This window comes from Corallococcus sp. M7 (genome assembly GCF_054512695.1).
The window spans coordinates 7,436,621-7,450,538 of the sequence record NZ_CM137252.1 but is presented as its reverse complement, the minus strand read 5'-3'; the positions used below and the strand labels follow the sequence as shown (position 1 = coordinate 7,450,538).

Here is a 13,918-nt window from a genome sequence, read left to right as displayed (position 1 = left end):
TTGATGAACGGGTCGGGTGTTCCGCGGAGCCTATGCGAGCAGTGGAAATGCAGTCCGGCCATTGTACCGGGGCCAGGGGGCACACCCCGTGTCCTTGCGAATTGAGCTCAGAAGGCGGGGATGACGGCGCCGCCGTAGGTGGCGTCGATGTAGCGGCGCACGTCGTCCGACTGGAGGGCCTTCACCAGTGCGCGGATCTCCGGGCGGGCTTCATCGCCCGTCCGGACCGCGAGCACGTTCGCGTGCGGGTTGCGCGTCGCGGACTCCCGGGCCAGGACATGGGCGTCCAGGTGCAGTTGCTTCTGGGCCTCCAGGAAGTAGTTCCCGTTGATGACGGCGCCGTCCACGTCCTCCAGCGTGCGGGGCTGCTGCTCGGCGTCGATCTCCTTCAGGTCCAGCTTGCGTGGATTGCCCACCACGTCCTGGAGCGTGGCGTCCGCTCCCGCGCCTTCACGCAGGGTCAGCAGCCCCTGCTTCGCGAGCAGGTGCAGGGCCCGCGCGGCATTGCTGGGGTCCGCCGGCAGGCTGAGCTTCGCGCCCACGGGCAGCTCCGCGAGCTGACGGAACCGGAGGGAGTAGAGGGCCAGCGGCTCCAGGTGCACCGCGCCCACGCTCTTCAGCGCGAGGTGGCGCTCCCCGGCGAAGCGCTCCAGGTAGGGCTCGTGCTGGAAGTAATTGGCGTCGAGCTGACCGTCCGCCAGCGCGAGGTTCGGTTGGATGTAGTCGGTGAACTCCACCACCTCCACCCGCACGCCCTCGCGCTCCGCGACCTTCGCGGCGACGCGGAGGATTTCTCCGTGGGGGACGGGATTGACGCCGACCTTTAGGGGACGGGCCCCGGAAGCCGCTGGCTTGCACGCTCCCAGCAATGACGTCGCGAGGAGCAAGAGGGATGCGGACAGGACTCGGAAGGAGGTGCGCATGGGATTCAGGGGTGGTTCGAAGGAGGGAGGGAGTGGTCGAAGCGGGAGGCCAGGCGCTCTCCCAGCCACTGCAGGAGCTGCACGAGCACCAGCAGCACCGCGAGGCAGCCCCACATGACGTCGACGCGGAAGCGCATGTAGCCGTACTTCACCGCCAGGTCGCCCAGGCCGCCGCCGCCGACCGCGCCCGCCATGGCGCTGTAGCCAAGCAGGCTGATGACGACGAGCGCCGTGCCCCGCACGAGCGATGGCAGGGATTCCGGAAGCAGCACGCGGAGGATGATGCGCAGGGGCGTGGAGCCCATCGCCACGGCTGCTTCGACGCGGCCGGCGTCCACCTCCCGCAGCGCCTGTTCCACCACGCGGCCCATGAAGGGAATGGCCGCCACCACCAGGGGCACGATGGCCGCCGTCGTTCCAATGGTGGTCCCCACCACCAGGCGGGTGAGCGGGACGATGGCCACCATCAGGATGATGAACGGAATGGAGCGCCCCACGTTCACGAGCATTCCCAGCGTCCGGTTCAGCGCGGGCACCGGCCAGAGCCCGCCCCGGTCCGTCACCACCAGCAGCACGCCCAGCGGCAGGCCGGCGAGCGCCACCAGCACCGACGCCACCGACGTCATGTAGAGCGTCTCCAGGGTGGCCACACCCAGCGCTCTTGGCAGGTCACCCATGGGAGGCCTCCGCGGAGGTCAGACCCTGGTCGCGCAGGAAGGTCCGGGCTTCCGCCACCGCTCCCGGCGCGCCCTGCAGCTCCACGAGCAGCCGCCCCACGCGTGACTCGCCCACGCGCTCCACCGCGCCCTCCAGCAGCAGCACGTCCACGTCGAAGCGGCGGGCCAGGGTGCTGAGCAATGGACTCCGGGAATGGGCATCCGTCAGCGACAGCTCCAGGCGCTGGCCTCCAGCGTGGGCAGAAAGGGGCGGAAAGCACAGCGCTCGCAGCCGCGACTCCGGACGCGCGAGCAGCTCCTGCACGCGGCCCTGTTCGACGAGCCTTCCGCCCTCCAGCACGGCCACTGAACCGCACAGCGCCTTCACCACCTCCAGTTGGTGGGTGATGAGCAGCAGCGTCAGCCCGAGCTGCTGCTGGAGGTCCTTCAGCAGGCCGAGCACCGAGCGGGTCGTCTCCGGATCCAACGCGGACGTGGCCTCATCCGACAGCAGGACGCGCGGACGGGGCGCCAGGGCCCGGGCGATGCCCACCCGCTGCTTCTGCCCTCCTGACAGCTGCGCGGGGTACGCCCGCGCCTTGTCGCTCAAGCCCACCAGGGACAGCAGCTCCGCCACGCGCGCGCGGATGGCATCGCGCGGCAGGCCCATCACCTCCAGGGGATAGGCGACGTTGTCCTCCACCGTGCGCGAGGCGAAGAGGTTGAAGTGCTGGAAGATCATCCCGATGCCCTGGCGGGCCCGCCGCAGCTCCCGGGGGCTCAGCGACAGCAGGTCCTGCCCCGCCACCCGCACCTCGCCGCGCGTGGGCCGCTCCAGGAGGTTGGCGCAGCGCAGGAGCGTGGACTTGCCGGCGCCGCTGCGCCCCAGCACACCGAACACCTCTCCCGGCGCCACGTGCAGCGACACGTCGTGCAGGGCGGTCACCTGCCGCTCGCCCTGACCGAACACCTTGCCCACGCCTCGCAGCTCAATCACGCGCGGCTCCGGGCAGGGCGCGTGGGCTTGTGTCACGACGGTGCGACATCGGGAGCTCCTGGGGCGCTCACGCTCACGGGAGCGCGGGCGCCGGATGGGAAGGGGAAGGGTGGGGAGAAAATGAAAAGGCCCGTCCCCGGATGACGGGAACAGGCCAGACCGACAGGGCGCGGATGCGCGGAGGGAGGCTCAGCGCATGCGAACGGACGGACCGGCCGCGACACGGCAACACATGCCGTGACAACAGGTCCTGAACGTGGCGGCGCGAACGAGCATCAGCGATGGAGGTAGTCGAGCCCGCGGGTGCTGTCAACCCAGGGCTCGGGCGCGGCCCGCGCCGAACCTGTCCGGCAGTCGGACAGGTTGAAGCGCGAAGCACGCAGGGCCTGCACCACCACGTGCCCCGCGTGAACCTCCAACGTGTCGCCCGCGCCGAGCACGTGGTCGTGCGGGTCGCCTTCGAGCGTGAGCCAGACCTGTCCCTCTTCGCAGGCGAGCCACCGGGAAGCGCCGCGCAGGCGCCTGCTCCACAGGCTGCCTCCCGGCAGGCTCACCCGTTCCTGGCAGGCCTCGGATGCCGGGCCTCCGCGCAGGCGCATGGCCAGCGAGCGCAGCCAGGGGGGATTCAGCAACGTGAAAGGGTCCACCATCTCGGTCCTCCGTGATGGACCCACCATGCGTCCGGAGGCTGGACCAGAACAGATGCAGGAAATGTGAATTGTGACCAGTACAGTTCCGGCACTGATAACTGTACTGGTCCCGGCGCCGTGAAGCTGTACCTGGGCAGTGGGAGCGCGGGGCGCTATCCGTTGAGGACTGAAGGAGGACCCTCCATGGGCGCACGTGCGCAATCCCTGAAGCTCTACGAGAGCGTGGCGGAGCGGCTGAAGGACGCCATCGCCGCGGGCACGCTCCGCCCGGGTGAGCGGCTGCCCTCCGTGCGGCAACTGAGCGCCCGTGAGCGGGTGAGCGTCTCCACCGTGCTCCAGGCCTACCTGCACCTGGAATCCCAGGGGCTCATCGAGACGCGGCCCCAGTCCGGCCACTACGTGCGCGAGCGCGAGCGGCTCCGCCTCGCCGAGCCTCCGGTGTCCCGGCCGCCCGCTTCCGCGACGCCGGTCACCGTCAGCGACCTGGTGACACATCTGTATCGCGCGTCACGCGAACCGCGCGTCGTGCAACTTGGCACCGCGTGGCCTGCGCCGGAGCTGCTGCCCACCCGGCGCCTGTCCCGGGAGCTGGGATTGCTCGCGCGGGAGCGGCAGGCCGAGGGCGTGATGTACGACGTGCCACCCGGTTCGAAGCTGCTGCGACAGCAGTTGGCGAAACGCTCGCTGGAGTGGGGCTGCGCGCTGGGGGCCGATGACTTCGTCACCACCAGCGGAGCCTCCGAAGCGGTGCACCTGTGCCTCGTCGCGGCCGCGCGCAAGGGCGACACCATCGCCATCGAGTCTCCCGCCTACTACGGCACGCTGCTCGCCATCGAGTCGCTGGGCCTCAAGGCCCTGGAGATTCCCTGCCACCCCCGCCATGGCATGGAGCTGGATGCGCTGGAGGCCGCGCTGGAGCGGCGGCGCGTGGCCGCGGTGCTGGTGGTCCCCAGCTTCAGCAATCCAGTCGGTAGCTGCATGCCGGAGGCGAACCGGCGCCGGCTGGTGGAGCTGGTGACCGCGCACGACGTGCCGCTCATCGAAGACGACATCTACGGCGACCTGCACTTCGGCCCGGAGCGGCCCCGCCCCTGCAAGTCTTTCGATACGCGCGGACAGGTGCTGCTGTGTGGCTCGTTCTCCAAGACGATCGCCCCGGGCTTCCGCGTGGGCTACGTGGCGCCGGGCCGCTTCCGGGAGCGCGTGGAGTTGCTCAAGTTCGCGCACACGGTGGCGTCACCGCTGCTGACCCAGGAGGCGGTCGCGCGCTTCCTGGAGAACGGCGGCTATGACAGACACCTGCGCGCCCTGCGCCGCAACCTCGCGTCCCAGGTGGAGCACGTGGCCCGCGCCGTCGCCGAGCACTTTCCGTCGGGCACGCGCGTGGCCCTCCCCTCGGGAGGATTGCTGCTCTGGGTTCAGTTGCCACCTTCGGTGGATGCCCACGCGCTCAACGCGCGGGCGCTGGAGACGGGCATCAGCATCGCGCCGGGGTCCATCTTCTCCGCGCGGCCGGACTCCTACCGGAACTTCATCCGGCTGAGCTGTGGCCAGCCCTGGACGCCGCGCATCGAAGCCGCTGTCGCGACGCTGGGAAGCATCGCCTCCGGACTTGCTAGCGCGTCGCGACGATGAACAGCCGGGGGAAGGGCAGCAGGACCGTCCCGTCGGGCTGCGCCGGGTAGGCCCGGGCGATCCCTTCCTGGTATCGGCCGAGGAAGTCTGTCTTCTCCCCCGCGTCGAGCGGTTCGAGGAAGGGCCGGAGCCCTGAACCCTTGAACCACTCCACCACCGCGCCGGCGCCTCCGGTCAGCGGGTGGAAGTAGGTGGTGCGCCAGACGTCCACCGTGGCTCCGGCGTCGCGCAGCACGCGGAAGTACCAGTCGGCATCGTGGCGCTCCGTCCGGGCGCTCGCGGCTCCCTTCAGCGTGTCCGCCCAGGGACCCGCGCTGGCGATCTCCCGCATCAGCCGGTGGGATGGCTCGTCCAGGTTGTCCGGCATCTGCACCGCGAGGCTTCCACCCGGCGTCAGCTTGTGGAGGAGCGCGGGGAACCGCGTGGCGTGGTCCGGCACCCACTGCAGCACCGCGTTCGCCAGGATGACGTCGTAGGGGCCCGGGTCGCTCCAGGTCGCGATGTCTCCCAGGTCGAACCGCACGTCCGGCAGGCGCTTGCGCGCCGCGGTGAGCATGTCCGGGGAGCTGTCCATTCCGGTGACGGCGGCCTCGGGGAAGCGGGCGCGCAGCAGCTCCGTGGAGTTGCCGGGGCCGCAGCCGATGTCCGCCGCGCGCTTCACGTCGGCCGTGGGGACCCTCGCGAGCAGGTCCCGGATGGGGCGGTTCCGTTCGTCCTCGAATCGCGTGTACTGCGCCGCCGACCAGTCCATGGGCGTCCCCTTTTTCTTGGGAACCTATCGCGTCATGGCGGTGTCATGGGTTGTCCATGTCTTGGCGGGCATGAGCCTGCCATTCGCGGATGGGTTAGCGTTCAATCATGCGCTTTTATCGTGCTTCCGCTGTCGTGTTGCTGATGGGGGTCCTCGCCTCGGGATGCAAACGGGACGCGGACGTTCCTCCTCCCAAGGCCGCCGCCCCGGCTGAACCATCCGCGCCCTTCATCCAGGCGGGGCTGGTGGCCCCCAGCAGCGTCGCGGGGCAACCGGACACGGGTGAGGTGGATCTCGCGGCGCTGCGCGACTCCGTGGCGGATCCAAAGGTGCTGTCCGAAGAGGAGGTCGCGGCGCTCTCGCGAGCCGCCGCCCGTCCACCGGAAGACCCTGCGCGCGTGGCCGCACCTGCTCCGTCGAGCCCGCGCGCCAGCGAGGCTCCGGGGCTGGGGGAGGCGGAGCTGCTGGACGCCACGATGGGTGAGGAGATGGAGCGCCGCCAGAGGGATGCTCGCGCGGACCGTGCACGGCTCGCGGCCATGCCCGCCGCGCAGGCGCCCGCCGAGCCGGAAGCGGACGGGGTGGAGGGCGGGGTGGCCGGGGGTGTCATCGGAGGTGTTGTCGCAGGCCAGCTCGGAGCGCCGGCCCCCTCGGGTGGCCCCCCGCTTTCAGAGGCGCGCCGCAATCAGGCCTTGGAGATGACCCTGGGCCTCAGGGGCAGCGGCGCTGGAGGCTTCGGCTCCGGCGCTGGCGTTGGACGGATGCCCGCGAAGAAGCAGGCCGCCAAGGCCGAAGAAGCCCCGAAGCCCGTGCTGCCCCGCGTGGAGGCCGCGCCTCGCGCCGCCAAGGTGCTGGTGATGGGGGATGACGGCCGCTACCAGCCCCTCAAGGCCCGCGCCGTGCGCGTCGTCACGTACATCCAGGGCTCCCGCGCGCGGACCGTGGTCGATCACCTCTTCGAGAACGACTCCGGCCGCAGCCTCGAAGGCACGTTCTATTATCCGCTCCCGGGCGGCGCGACGGTGGCGGGCTTCGCGCTGTACTCGGGGGCGGTGGCGGTGGACACGCCCTCGCTGTTCCAGTCTCCGGACCTGCTGCCTCCGCTGGGGGATGGGCCGGCGGAGCCGGAGCGGCTCGCGGCCGCCGCGCCGCCCTCGGTCCGTGGCTCGAAGCGCTCCTGGGGTGACATCCAGGAGGCCCGCGTCGTGGAGCAGAAGCGCGCGCGTGAGGTGTACGAGGACGTCGTGCGCCGCGACGTGGACCCCGCGCTGCTCGAATGGTCGGGCGCGTCCACCTTCAGCGCCCGCGTCTTCCCCCTGCCGCCGAAGTCCCTCAAGCGCGTCGTCATCGCGTATGAGCAGACGCTCCTCTTCGACGGAACCCGCCTGCGCTACACGTGGCCGCTGCCTCCGGGCGCGGGCAAGGACCTGCGCGTCTCCGCCCGCGTTCACGTGGACCCCAACCACTTCAAGCAGATCCTCGTGGAGCCGGAGGGGGAGGTGTTGAGGCGCAGCAAGCTGGATGCGTTCTGGGTCCACGACATTCCCACGCTCAGCGGTGACGGCGCGCTGAGCGTGGCCCTGGCGCCTCGGGAGAAGGACGCGGACGTGCTGGTGGGCTCGGACGACGCGGGCCTTCCGGGCCGCGCCTTCCACGCGCGGGTGCGGCTGCCGGAGCAGCTCACCTCTGGCGCGGAGGGGCCTCCCACGGGCCGCGCGGTGCTGGTGGTGGATACGTCGCTGTCCGCCGAGGACGGCAACGCCTGGGCCATCCAGGCGGCCACGCTGCGCGCCCTCCTGGAGAAGGACGCGACGTTGAAGGAGTACGCGGTGCTCCTCTTCGACGTGCGTCCGCGCTGGCTGCACGGGCCGGGCTTCCGCCCGAACGACGCGGCGAACCGCCAGGCCAGCTTCGCGGAGCTGGAGCGCGTCTTCCTGGAGGGCGCGTCGCATGTGGACGGCGCGCTGGACGAACTGGACCGGGCCGGGCGTGAGTGGCTCAAGCCCTCCGCCGCCGGGGAGCGGGTGACGGCCTTCCTCCTCTCCGACGGCAACATCACGTGGGGGCAGAGCCGCGTGGACGCGCTCCTCTCCCGGCACCCGTCCGTGGAGTCCCTGCGCTGGGTGACGTACCGCTTCGGCGAGGCGGCGGTGAACACGGAGCTCTTCGACGCGCTGGCCCGCTCCAGCGGCGGGCGTGTCGTGACCGTCCTGTCCGCGGCGGAGGTGGATGCCGCGGCGAAGGCGCACCGCGCGGCGTCCGTGGTGCTGTCCCGCGTGTCGGTGGTGGGCGCGGACGTGAAGGACCTGGTGGTGGCGGGCCGGCCCCGGCTCGTCTTCCCCGGGCAGGAGCTCCAGGTGGCGGGGCGGCTGCCGGGCAAGGGCGACGCGGCGCTGGAGGTGGTGACCCAGGCCGGCACCGGGCCCGAGCGCACGCTGCGCATCCCCCTGCCGGCGGACGTGAACAGCGCGTTCGCGCCCCGGGCCTGGGCGGAGCTCTTCGTGTCCCAGCTGGTGTCCCTGGATGACGAGCGATTGGACCGGATGGTGGTGGCGCTCAGCCAGCACTACCGGCTGGCCAACGCCCGCGCGTCCATGCTCGTGCTGGAGTCCGAGGGCGACTACACGCGCTACGCCGTCCGCGACGAGCAGGTGGACCTGGCGAACCTGGAGTCGCTGCGGCGCAGGGAAGAGGACCAGCGCCGCGACAAGCTCCTGGGCATCGCGCTGGACGACGTGCCCGCCGAAGGCCGCGCGGTGGTGGCCCGGCTCGCCGAACAGAAGGGCCTGCCCGCGCTCCTGCGGCGCCAGCCGCTGAAGGACGCGCCCTACGCGGGCGGTGACGAGCGGCTCCAGGCCGAGCTGGCCTATCGCAAGGCGCGGCGGGAGAACCGCGACGACGTGATGATCTACGAGGCCGTGGCGCGCAGGCGTGCCTTCTCCGGGGACACCTGGGGCGCGGTGCGTGCGCTGTCTTCGCCCGTGGAGCTGCGGCCTCGCGACGCGGAGGCGCTGCGGCTGGTGGGGTACGGCCTGCTGGCGCTGGGGCAGTACCCGGCGGCGGCGGAGCTCTTCGAGCACGTGCGCCTCAGCCGTCCCTTCGAGGGACAGGCCTTCCTGGAGGAGGCGCTCGCGCTGGACGCGGCCGGGCGCTATTCGGAGGCCGCCCGGAACTACGAGATCGTCCTGGCGCGTCCCTGGAAGCGGCACATCGAGGAGCTGCGGACGGTGGCGGGCTTCCACTACGCCCGGATGCTGGCGGGGCTGGAGCGGCAGCCCCGGCTCGCGGAGGTGGCCTCCGTGCTCAAGGTGCGCCGTGCCGGGCTGCGGGTCCCGGTGGTGCGGGGATGTTCGCGGAGGCCCGGCCCATCGACTACCAGCTCACCACGCACTGGAACTCGGACAGCACGGACATCGACCTGTGGGTCATCGAGCCGGACGGGGAGAAGTGCTTCTACCAGCACAAGCAGACGTCGCTGGGCGGGCAGCTGTACTGGGACATCACGGACGGCCTGGGGCCGGAGCTGTACCACGCTCGGAAGGCGGCGCCGGGGCCGTACCACGTGCTGGTGCACTACTACGGCAACCGCTCGTCGCGGTACGTGGTGCCCACCGCGCTGCTGCTCGTGAGCGACCGGAACGTCTTCACGGCCGACGACGCGGCCCAGCGGCGCTTCCAGGTGCGCATCCTGCCCAACACGAACGCGCGTCTGTTGTTGCGGCGCGAGGAGTTGGTGGCTTCAAAGGACCGCGTGACGGCGCAACCCTCGCCGTGACATCCGCTCGCGCGGCGTGCCCCGGTTCGGGCACGCCGCCAGCGTTTCAGCTCACGCCATCACGGGCACTGCGAGATGCAGTAGGCGCGGTAGCTGTTGCAGTAGTAGGGGTCGCCGCCGCCAAAGTAACACTGGTAATACTTCTGGTCGCACGCGTCGGTACAGGCGCTGGGGACCGCCATCTCGACCACGCGGTTGGCCTCCTCGGGGCTCATGGGCTCCATCTCCTCGGCGCCGCCGCAGCCCGCAAGCAGTCCAACGGCCATCAGTCCGGCAATGATTGCCACGCGCATTCGCTTCTCCTGGTCTTTGGGGGAATGGGTGCTGCCCCGCCAGGATAGCGCTGTCTTTCAATGCAGGACAATGGGCAGGCGTCTCCGGGAAAACCTCGCGGTCCCCGGAGACCCGTTCAAGGCCTTACGGGGCGCAGACGACCCCCACGCAGCCGCCCGCGCCGTTGCCGCGCGCTGCGTTGCCTCCTCCGTCAATGGCCGTGGGCGCGTGGATGCCCCAGCCCGTGTTGTTCTGGCAGACATTGTTGGAGAGGGTGGGCGTGCTGCCCGGGAGGACGCGCAGGCCGTCCCCGCGATTCGACATGAAGCGGTTGCCGCGCACCGGGCCTTCCTGCGGGACGGGGTCGAAGTCCGGCAGGTTGGACAGCGTCAGCCCTCCCTCGTTGTCCCACCAGAGGTTGCCGCGGACGTCGAGCGTCTGGGCCGCCAGGCGCAGTCCCTCGCCATTGTTCAACACCCACGTGTTGCGCATCTGGAAGTCAAAGGCCTCCCAGTTCGGGCTCTCCGGTGTGCCGAACGCGGTGTTGTTCGCGAGGATGGAGTTTTCGAACACCAGCTCGTAGCAGTTGTCGAAGCGGCTGCTGCTCCACGTCAATTCCGCCACGGAGGCGTTCTGTGTGAACGTGCTCGACCGGATGAGGACGTTGCCGGAGTAGCAGAACAGGGCGGTCTCGTTCGCCGTGAAGGTCGAGCCGGTGATGCGGGTGTCGTGAAAGTCCACGTACAACCCGAGCCCGTTCCCGGTGAACCGGGACCCGCGGATGTCGATGGGGCCGGACGTCGCGTCGAACTCGCTGCCGAAGCCCAGCCGGTTCCCGCTCAGGCTCGAGTCCGTGAGCAGGAGCCCTCCACTGCCGTTCATGTGGAAGATGGCGATCCAGTTGTCGACGAGCGCGACCCGGTGCACGTGCACGGTGGCGTCGTACGCGTAGCCCCAGTTGAAGCCTTGGATGGTGCCGTTGCGCACCGTGCTGTCGCTTTCGGCCGCGATGCCCACCGTGTCACCCGGCCCGCTCCCGGCCCGGCGCACGGTGTGGCCTCCCAGGTCGAGCACGACGCCCGGCGCGGCGATCCGCAGGGCGGGAATGGGCGTGCCCGCGCAGACGAGGTCGCGGGTGAGCCGCGTGTTCCGCGTCAGGACCTCGCCGCACCGGACCGCGCGGGTCTCGAAGGTTTCCGGCTCCTGGGTGCTGGCCTTCGCGGTGGTGGCCGCGAGGAGCAGCAGCGCCAGGGGCCACGTCACGATCCCGTTTCGAATTCTTCCCATGCTGCCTCCCCCTCGCCGGAGGCTGTCCGCCCCCGAGCGGGGAGGCTGCTCACACCCTCTCTTGGCCCCCAGTCCGTCTCCCGGTGGCAGGCGACTGCGTGGAGACGCACAGACCTACAGCGCACCACGGGGCGGGGTGGTTGCTATCCTCCAGAGCCCTGCGACAGGAAGGATGGAGCCCATGACGAGGACCCCCGCGACCCTGACTGGATTGAAGGAGGACCTGCGGCGGTTGGGCCTGGAGGAGGGGGACCTGGTGATGGTCCATGCCGGTCTCCGGAGCCTGGGGCCCGTGCTGGGCGGGGTGAACACCGTGGTGCGGGCGCTGCAAGACGCGGTGGGCCGCCGGGGCACGCTCATGGCCTATCTGGACTGGGAGATGGGGGTGGAGCCGGAGGACTTCGAGGACGCGCGCCTGCGCGACGAGATCCCCACCTTCGACAAGCGCACCGCGCGGGCCGCCCGAGACCACGGCATCCTCGCGGAGACGCTCAGGACCTGGCCCGGCGCGGTCCGCAGCGACCATCCGGACGCGGGCATGGTCGCCATCGGGCCTCGGGCGGAGTGGCTCTGCGCGGACCACGCCTTCCAGTATGGCTATGGCCCCGGCTCGCCGCTGGCCCGGCTGGTGGAGGCGGAGGGCAAGGTCCTGATGCTGGGGGCGCCGTTGGAGACGCTCACGATCCTCCATCACGCGGAGCACCTGGCGGACCTCCCTGGCAAGCGAGTGGTCCGCTACCAGCGGCCGCTCCAGGTCGACGGCGAGCGGCGCTGGGTGGACTTCGAGGAGTTCGATACCAGCGAGCCCGTGACGGACGCCCTGCGCGCGTCCAGCGTGGACCCCTTCACGCGCATTGGAGAGCAATGCCTCGCGGAGGGAATCGGCCGCTCCGGAAGCGTTGCCCGGGCCGTGTCGCATCTCTTCGACGCCCGGCGGCTGCTGCGCCGGGGCGTCGCATGGCTGGAGGCGTATTCCCGCTAGGGGTGCTCAGGGCGTGACGGTCACGTCGTCGTAGGTCGCCACGCCCGTCGCGTAGAAGCCCACCTTGCCCGCGGTCAGGCTCGTGTCCGTTCCCTGCACGCGGAGCACTCCGTCCACATAGCCCTTCAAGGACGTGCCGCTGACGGTGAGGGTCAGCGTGTAGAACGTGGAGGTGCTCGCGGTGAACGGCACGGTCTGTAAGGTCGTCGTCGAACCGGCGACCTTCTTGTTCAGCACCAGGTTCCCGTTGTGGAGGACCAGGAAGTAGAAGTTGTTCCCATCCACGTAGCGGGCCACCAGTCCGTTGCGGATGGCCGTGGAGCCGGTCTTCACCCGGGCGGAATGGGAGTAGTTCGCCCAGCTGGCCTGACCGCCCGTGACGATGTACGTCGCGGACGACGAGGACTGCTGGCGCGCCGCCTTCGTCCCGTCGGTGACGATGGCCCAACTGCCGTTGCCGCTCGCGTTGGCCCAGCCGCCCGCCGGGAAGGCCGGGTACGACTCGAAGGTGTCCGTCAGCAACGTCGTGCCAGTGCCCGGAGGCGTGGTGACGCTCACCGCGCTGCTCGCGCCCGAGGCATTGCCCGCCGCGTCGTAGGCGCGCACGGTGTAGCTGTACGTCGTGGCGGGGCTCAGGCCGCTCTCGCTGCACGCGCGCGAGGACACCGTGCACACCGTCGTGCTTCCACGAAACACCTTGTAGGAGGTGACGCCCACGTTGTCCGTGCTCGCGTTCCAGGCCAGGTCCACCGCGCTGCTGGAGGTCGCGGTCGCGGTCAGCCCGGTGGGCGTTGTCGGCGGCGTGGTGTCCGTGCTCGCGCACGGCGCGGTGGGCGTGCCCACGGAGGTGCCCGTCACGGTGGGCGCGGAGGTGTCGAACGTGTTGCCGCAGAAGGTCTCCTGCGGCGCGCTGTTGTCGTTGCGGATGAAGGCGCCCGTGGCCTGCTGGAAGGTGTTGTTCGTGGCGGAGTTGCCGCCCTTGTCGTAGGCGCCCGAGTCGGACTTCATCTTGAGCGCGTAGCTGCGGCTGCCAGCGATGACGTTTGCGTCCAGCACGTTGTGGTGGCCGCGCAGCTCGATGAGGCTGCCCAGGAACTCCAGCGGCTCATCGTTGTTGCGGCAGTCGTTGCGGGAGAACGTGTTGTCGTGCGCGTTCTCCTTCACGTTGAGGCACTCCGACCCGAACGTGTGGATGGTGTTGTCGTGGATGTTGTTGAACGAGCTGGTGTCATTCGCATACATCGGCTGGTCGATCGACTTGGGGCTGGTGCCGATGTAGACGCCTTCGCCGTTGTGGTACTTGTAGCCGTCCTCGTCGTCGCCCTTGCCGTACATCCCGCACCACTGGATGACCGAGTTGGCGACCTCGTTGTGGTGCGCGTTGCTGCGCATGCGGATGCACTCGCCGCCCGCGCCGTTGAGATACATGTCGCGAATCACCACGCCCGTGATGTCCCGGGACGTCTCCGCCGAGCCGATGTAGATGAGCCGCCCGTCCGCGACGAGGCTTTGGTTGGCGTCCTTGAAGCTCCGCGTGCCCGACAGCGCCGTGGGCCAGGTCGCGTTGAGCAGCTTCTCCTGCCCGTCGATGGTGAAGCCCTCCAGCACGTAATGGCTGTGGTCGATGTTGAAGATGCGCCCCGTGCCAAACAGCACCGCCTTGTAGCGTCCGGAGCGGACCTTGCCGGTCTCCGGCCCCTTGAGCGTGATGGGGGCGGTCGCGGTGCCCGCGCGCTTCGTCGTGGGCCGCTCGCGGTAGGTGCCGGCCGCCAGGTTGATGACGGTGCCCGCGGTGGCCTTGTCCAGGGCCGCCTGGATTGTCTTCAGCGGCGCGGAGGCGGAGGTGCCTGCGTTCGAGTCGGAGCCACTGGGGCTCACGTAGAGCGGCGCTGCGCCAGCGGTGAAGGGAAGCAATGCCAGCACGGCCAGGAGGCGGCGCGAGGGGAGGTTCACGGGGGCTCGGGGGAGTGGGGGATGTCTCACGGCGCG

Annotated in this window: 12 protein-coding genes; 4 read left to right on the top strand and 8 right to left on the bottom strand. The window is 70.3% G+C overall.

The window, feature by feature from the left end; translation table 11 throughout:
* Window positions 1-107: 107 nt before the first annotated feature.
* The 4 genes from ACX114_RS29715 to ACX114_RS29700 form a co-directional block, all read right to left on the bottom strand.
* Window positions 108-923: a MetQ/NlpA family ABC transporter substrate-binding protein gene (locus ACX114_RS29715; RefSeq protein ID WP_459290079.1), complete on the bottom strand. Its 816-nt coding sequence runs from the start codon at window positions 921-923 to the stop codon at window positions 108-110.
* Between the two features lie 5 nt (window positions 924-928).
* A complete protein-coding gene (locus tag ACX114_RS29710; protein ID WP_459290077.1) occupies window positions 929-1,600 on the bottom strand; it encodes a methionine ABC transporter permease in 672 nt (223 codons plus the stop codon).
* Window positions 1,593-2,576, bottom strand: coding sequence for a methionine ABC transporter ATP-binding protein (locus tag ACX114_RS29705; RefSeq protein WP_459290075.1), 984 nt, complete (start codon window positions 2,574-2,576; stop codon window positions 1,593-1,595). The genes ACX114_RS29710 and ACX114_RS29705 overlap by 8 nt, the downstream gene beginning before the upstream one ends.
* Before the next feature lie 275 nt (window positions 2,577-2,851).
* On the bottom strand, window positions 2,852-3,226 hold the full coding sequence (locus ACX114_RS29700) for a DUF2917 domain-containing protein (protein WP_459290073.1): 375 nt from the start codon (window positions 3,224-3,226) through the stop codon (window positions 2,852-2,854).
* Window positions 3,227-3,409: 183 nt separating this feature from the next.
* Here ACX114_RS29700 and ACX114_RS29695 point away from each other — a divergent pair, with 183 nt between their 5' ends.
* On the top strand, window positions 3,410-4,861 hold the full coding sequence (locus ACX114_RS29695) for an aminotransferase-like domain-containing protein (RefSeq protein WP_459290071.1): 1,452 nt from the start codon (window positions 3,410-3,412) through the stop codon (window positions 4,859-4,861).
* Here ACX114_RS29695 and tam read toward each other — a convergent pair.
* Window positions 4,842-5,612, bottom strand: coding sequence for a trans-aconitate 2-methyltransferase (gene tam, locus ACX114_RS29690; RefSeq protein WP_459290069.1), 771 nt, complete (start codon window positions 5,610-5,612; stop codon window positions 4,842-4,844). The two genes, ACX114_RS29695 and tam, sit on opposite strands and share 20 nt — an antisense overlap.
* A gap of 107 nt (window positions 5,613-5,719) precedes the next feature.
* Here tam and ACX114_RS29685 point away from each other — a divergent pair, with 107 nt between their 5' ends.
* Together ACX114_RS29685 and ACX114_RS29680 are read left to right on the top strand one after the other, a co-directional pair.
* A complete protein-coding gene (locus ACX114_RS29685) occupies window positions 5,720-9,241 on the top strand; it encodes a VIT domain-containing protein (RefSeq protein WP_459290067.1) in 3,522 nt (1,173 codons plus the stop codon).
* Window positions 9,175-9,387: a DUF2135 domain-containing protein gene (locus ACX114_RS29680; protein ID WP_459290065.1), complete on the top strand. Its 213-nt coding sequence runs from the start codon at window positions 9,175-9,177 to the stop codon at window positions 9,385-9,387. Before ACX114_RS29685 ends, ACX114_RS29680 begins: the two co-directional genes overlap by 67 nt.
* 59 nt (window positions 9,388-9,446) lie before the next feature.
* On the opposite strand, the gene ACX114_RS29675 is transcribed toward ACX114_RS29680, so the two are convergent.
* Together ACX114_RS29675 and ACX114_RS29670 are read right to left on the bottom strand one after the other, a co-directional pair.
* Complete coding sequence (locus ACX114_RS29675) at window positions 9,447-9,674, bottom strand: hypothetical protein (RefSeq protein ID WP_459290063.1); 228 nt, start codon at window positions 9,672-9,674, stop codon at window positions 9,447-9,449.
* 130 nt (window positions 9,675-9,804) lie between these two features.
* Window positions 9,805-10,923, bottom strand: a complete 1,119-nt coding sequence (locus ACX114_RS29670; protein WP_459290061.1) for a right-handed parallel beta-helix repeat-containing protein — start codon at window positions 10,921-10,923, stop codon at window positions 9,805-9,807.
* A 205-nt stretch (window positions 10,924-11,128) separates the two neighbouring features.
* Between ACX114_RS29670 and aac(3) the strand changes: the two genes are divergently transcribed.
* A complete protein-coding gene (aac(3), locus tag ACX114_RS29665; protein ID WP_459290059.1) occupies window positions 11,129-11,929 on the top strand; it encodes an aminoglycoside 3-N-acetyltransferase in 801 nt (266 codons plus the stop codon).
* A gap of 6 nt (window positions 11,930-11,935) precedes the next feature.
* On the opposite strand, the gene ACX114_RS29660 is transcribed toward aac(3), so the two are convergent.
* Window positions 11,936-13,882, bottom strand: coding sequence for a fibronectin type III domain-containing protein (locus ACX114_RS29660; protein ID WP_459290057.1), 1,947 nt, complete (start codon window positions 13,880-13,882; stop codon window positions 11,936-11,938).
* Window positions 13,883-13,918: the final 36 nt, after the last annotated feature.

Bases quoted from the DNA above. Each gene is read 5' to 3' on its own strand.
- ACX114_RS29715 (WP_459290079.1), bottom strand. From the start codon at position 923: ATGCGCACCTCCTTCCGAGTCCTGTCCGCATCCCTCTTGCTCCTCGCG.
- ACX114_RS29710 (WP_459290077.1), bottom strand. From the start codon at position 1,600: ATGGGTGACCTGCCAAGAGCGCTGGGTGTGGCCACCCTGGAGACGCTC.
- ACX114_RS29700 (WP_459290073.1), bottom strand. From the start codon at position 3,226: ATGGTGGACCCTTTCACGTTGCTGAATCCCCCCTGGCTGCGCTCGCTG.
- ACX114_RS29695 (WP_459290071.1), top strand. From the start codon at position 3,410: ATGGGCGCACGTGCGCAATCCCTGAAGCTCTACGAGAGCGTGGCGGAG.
- tam (WP_459290069.1), bottom strand. From the start codon at position 5,612: ATGGACTGGTCGGCGGCGCAGTACACGCGATTCGAGGACGAACGGAAC.
- ACX114_RS29685 (WP_459290067.1), top strand. From the start codon at position 5,720: ATGCGCTTTTATCGTGCTTCCGCTGTCGTGTTGCTGATGGGGGTCCTC.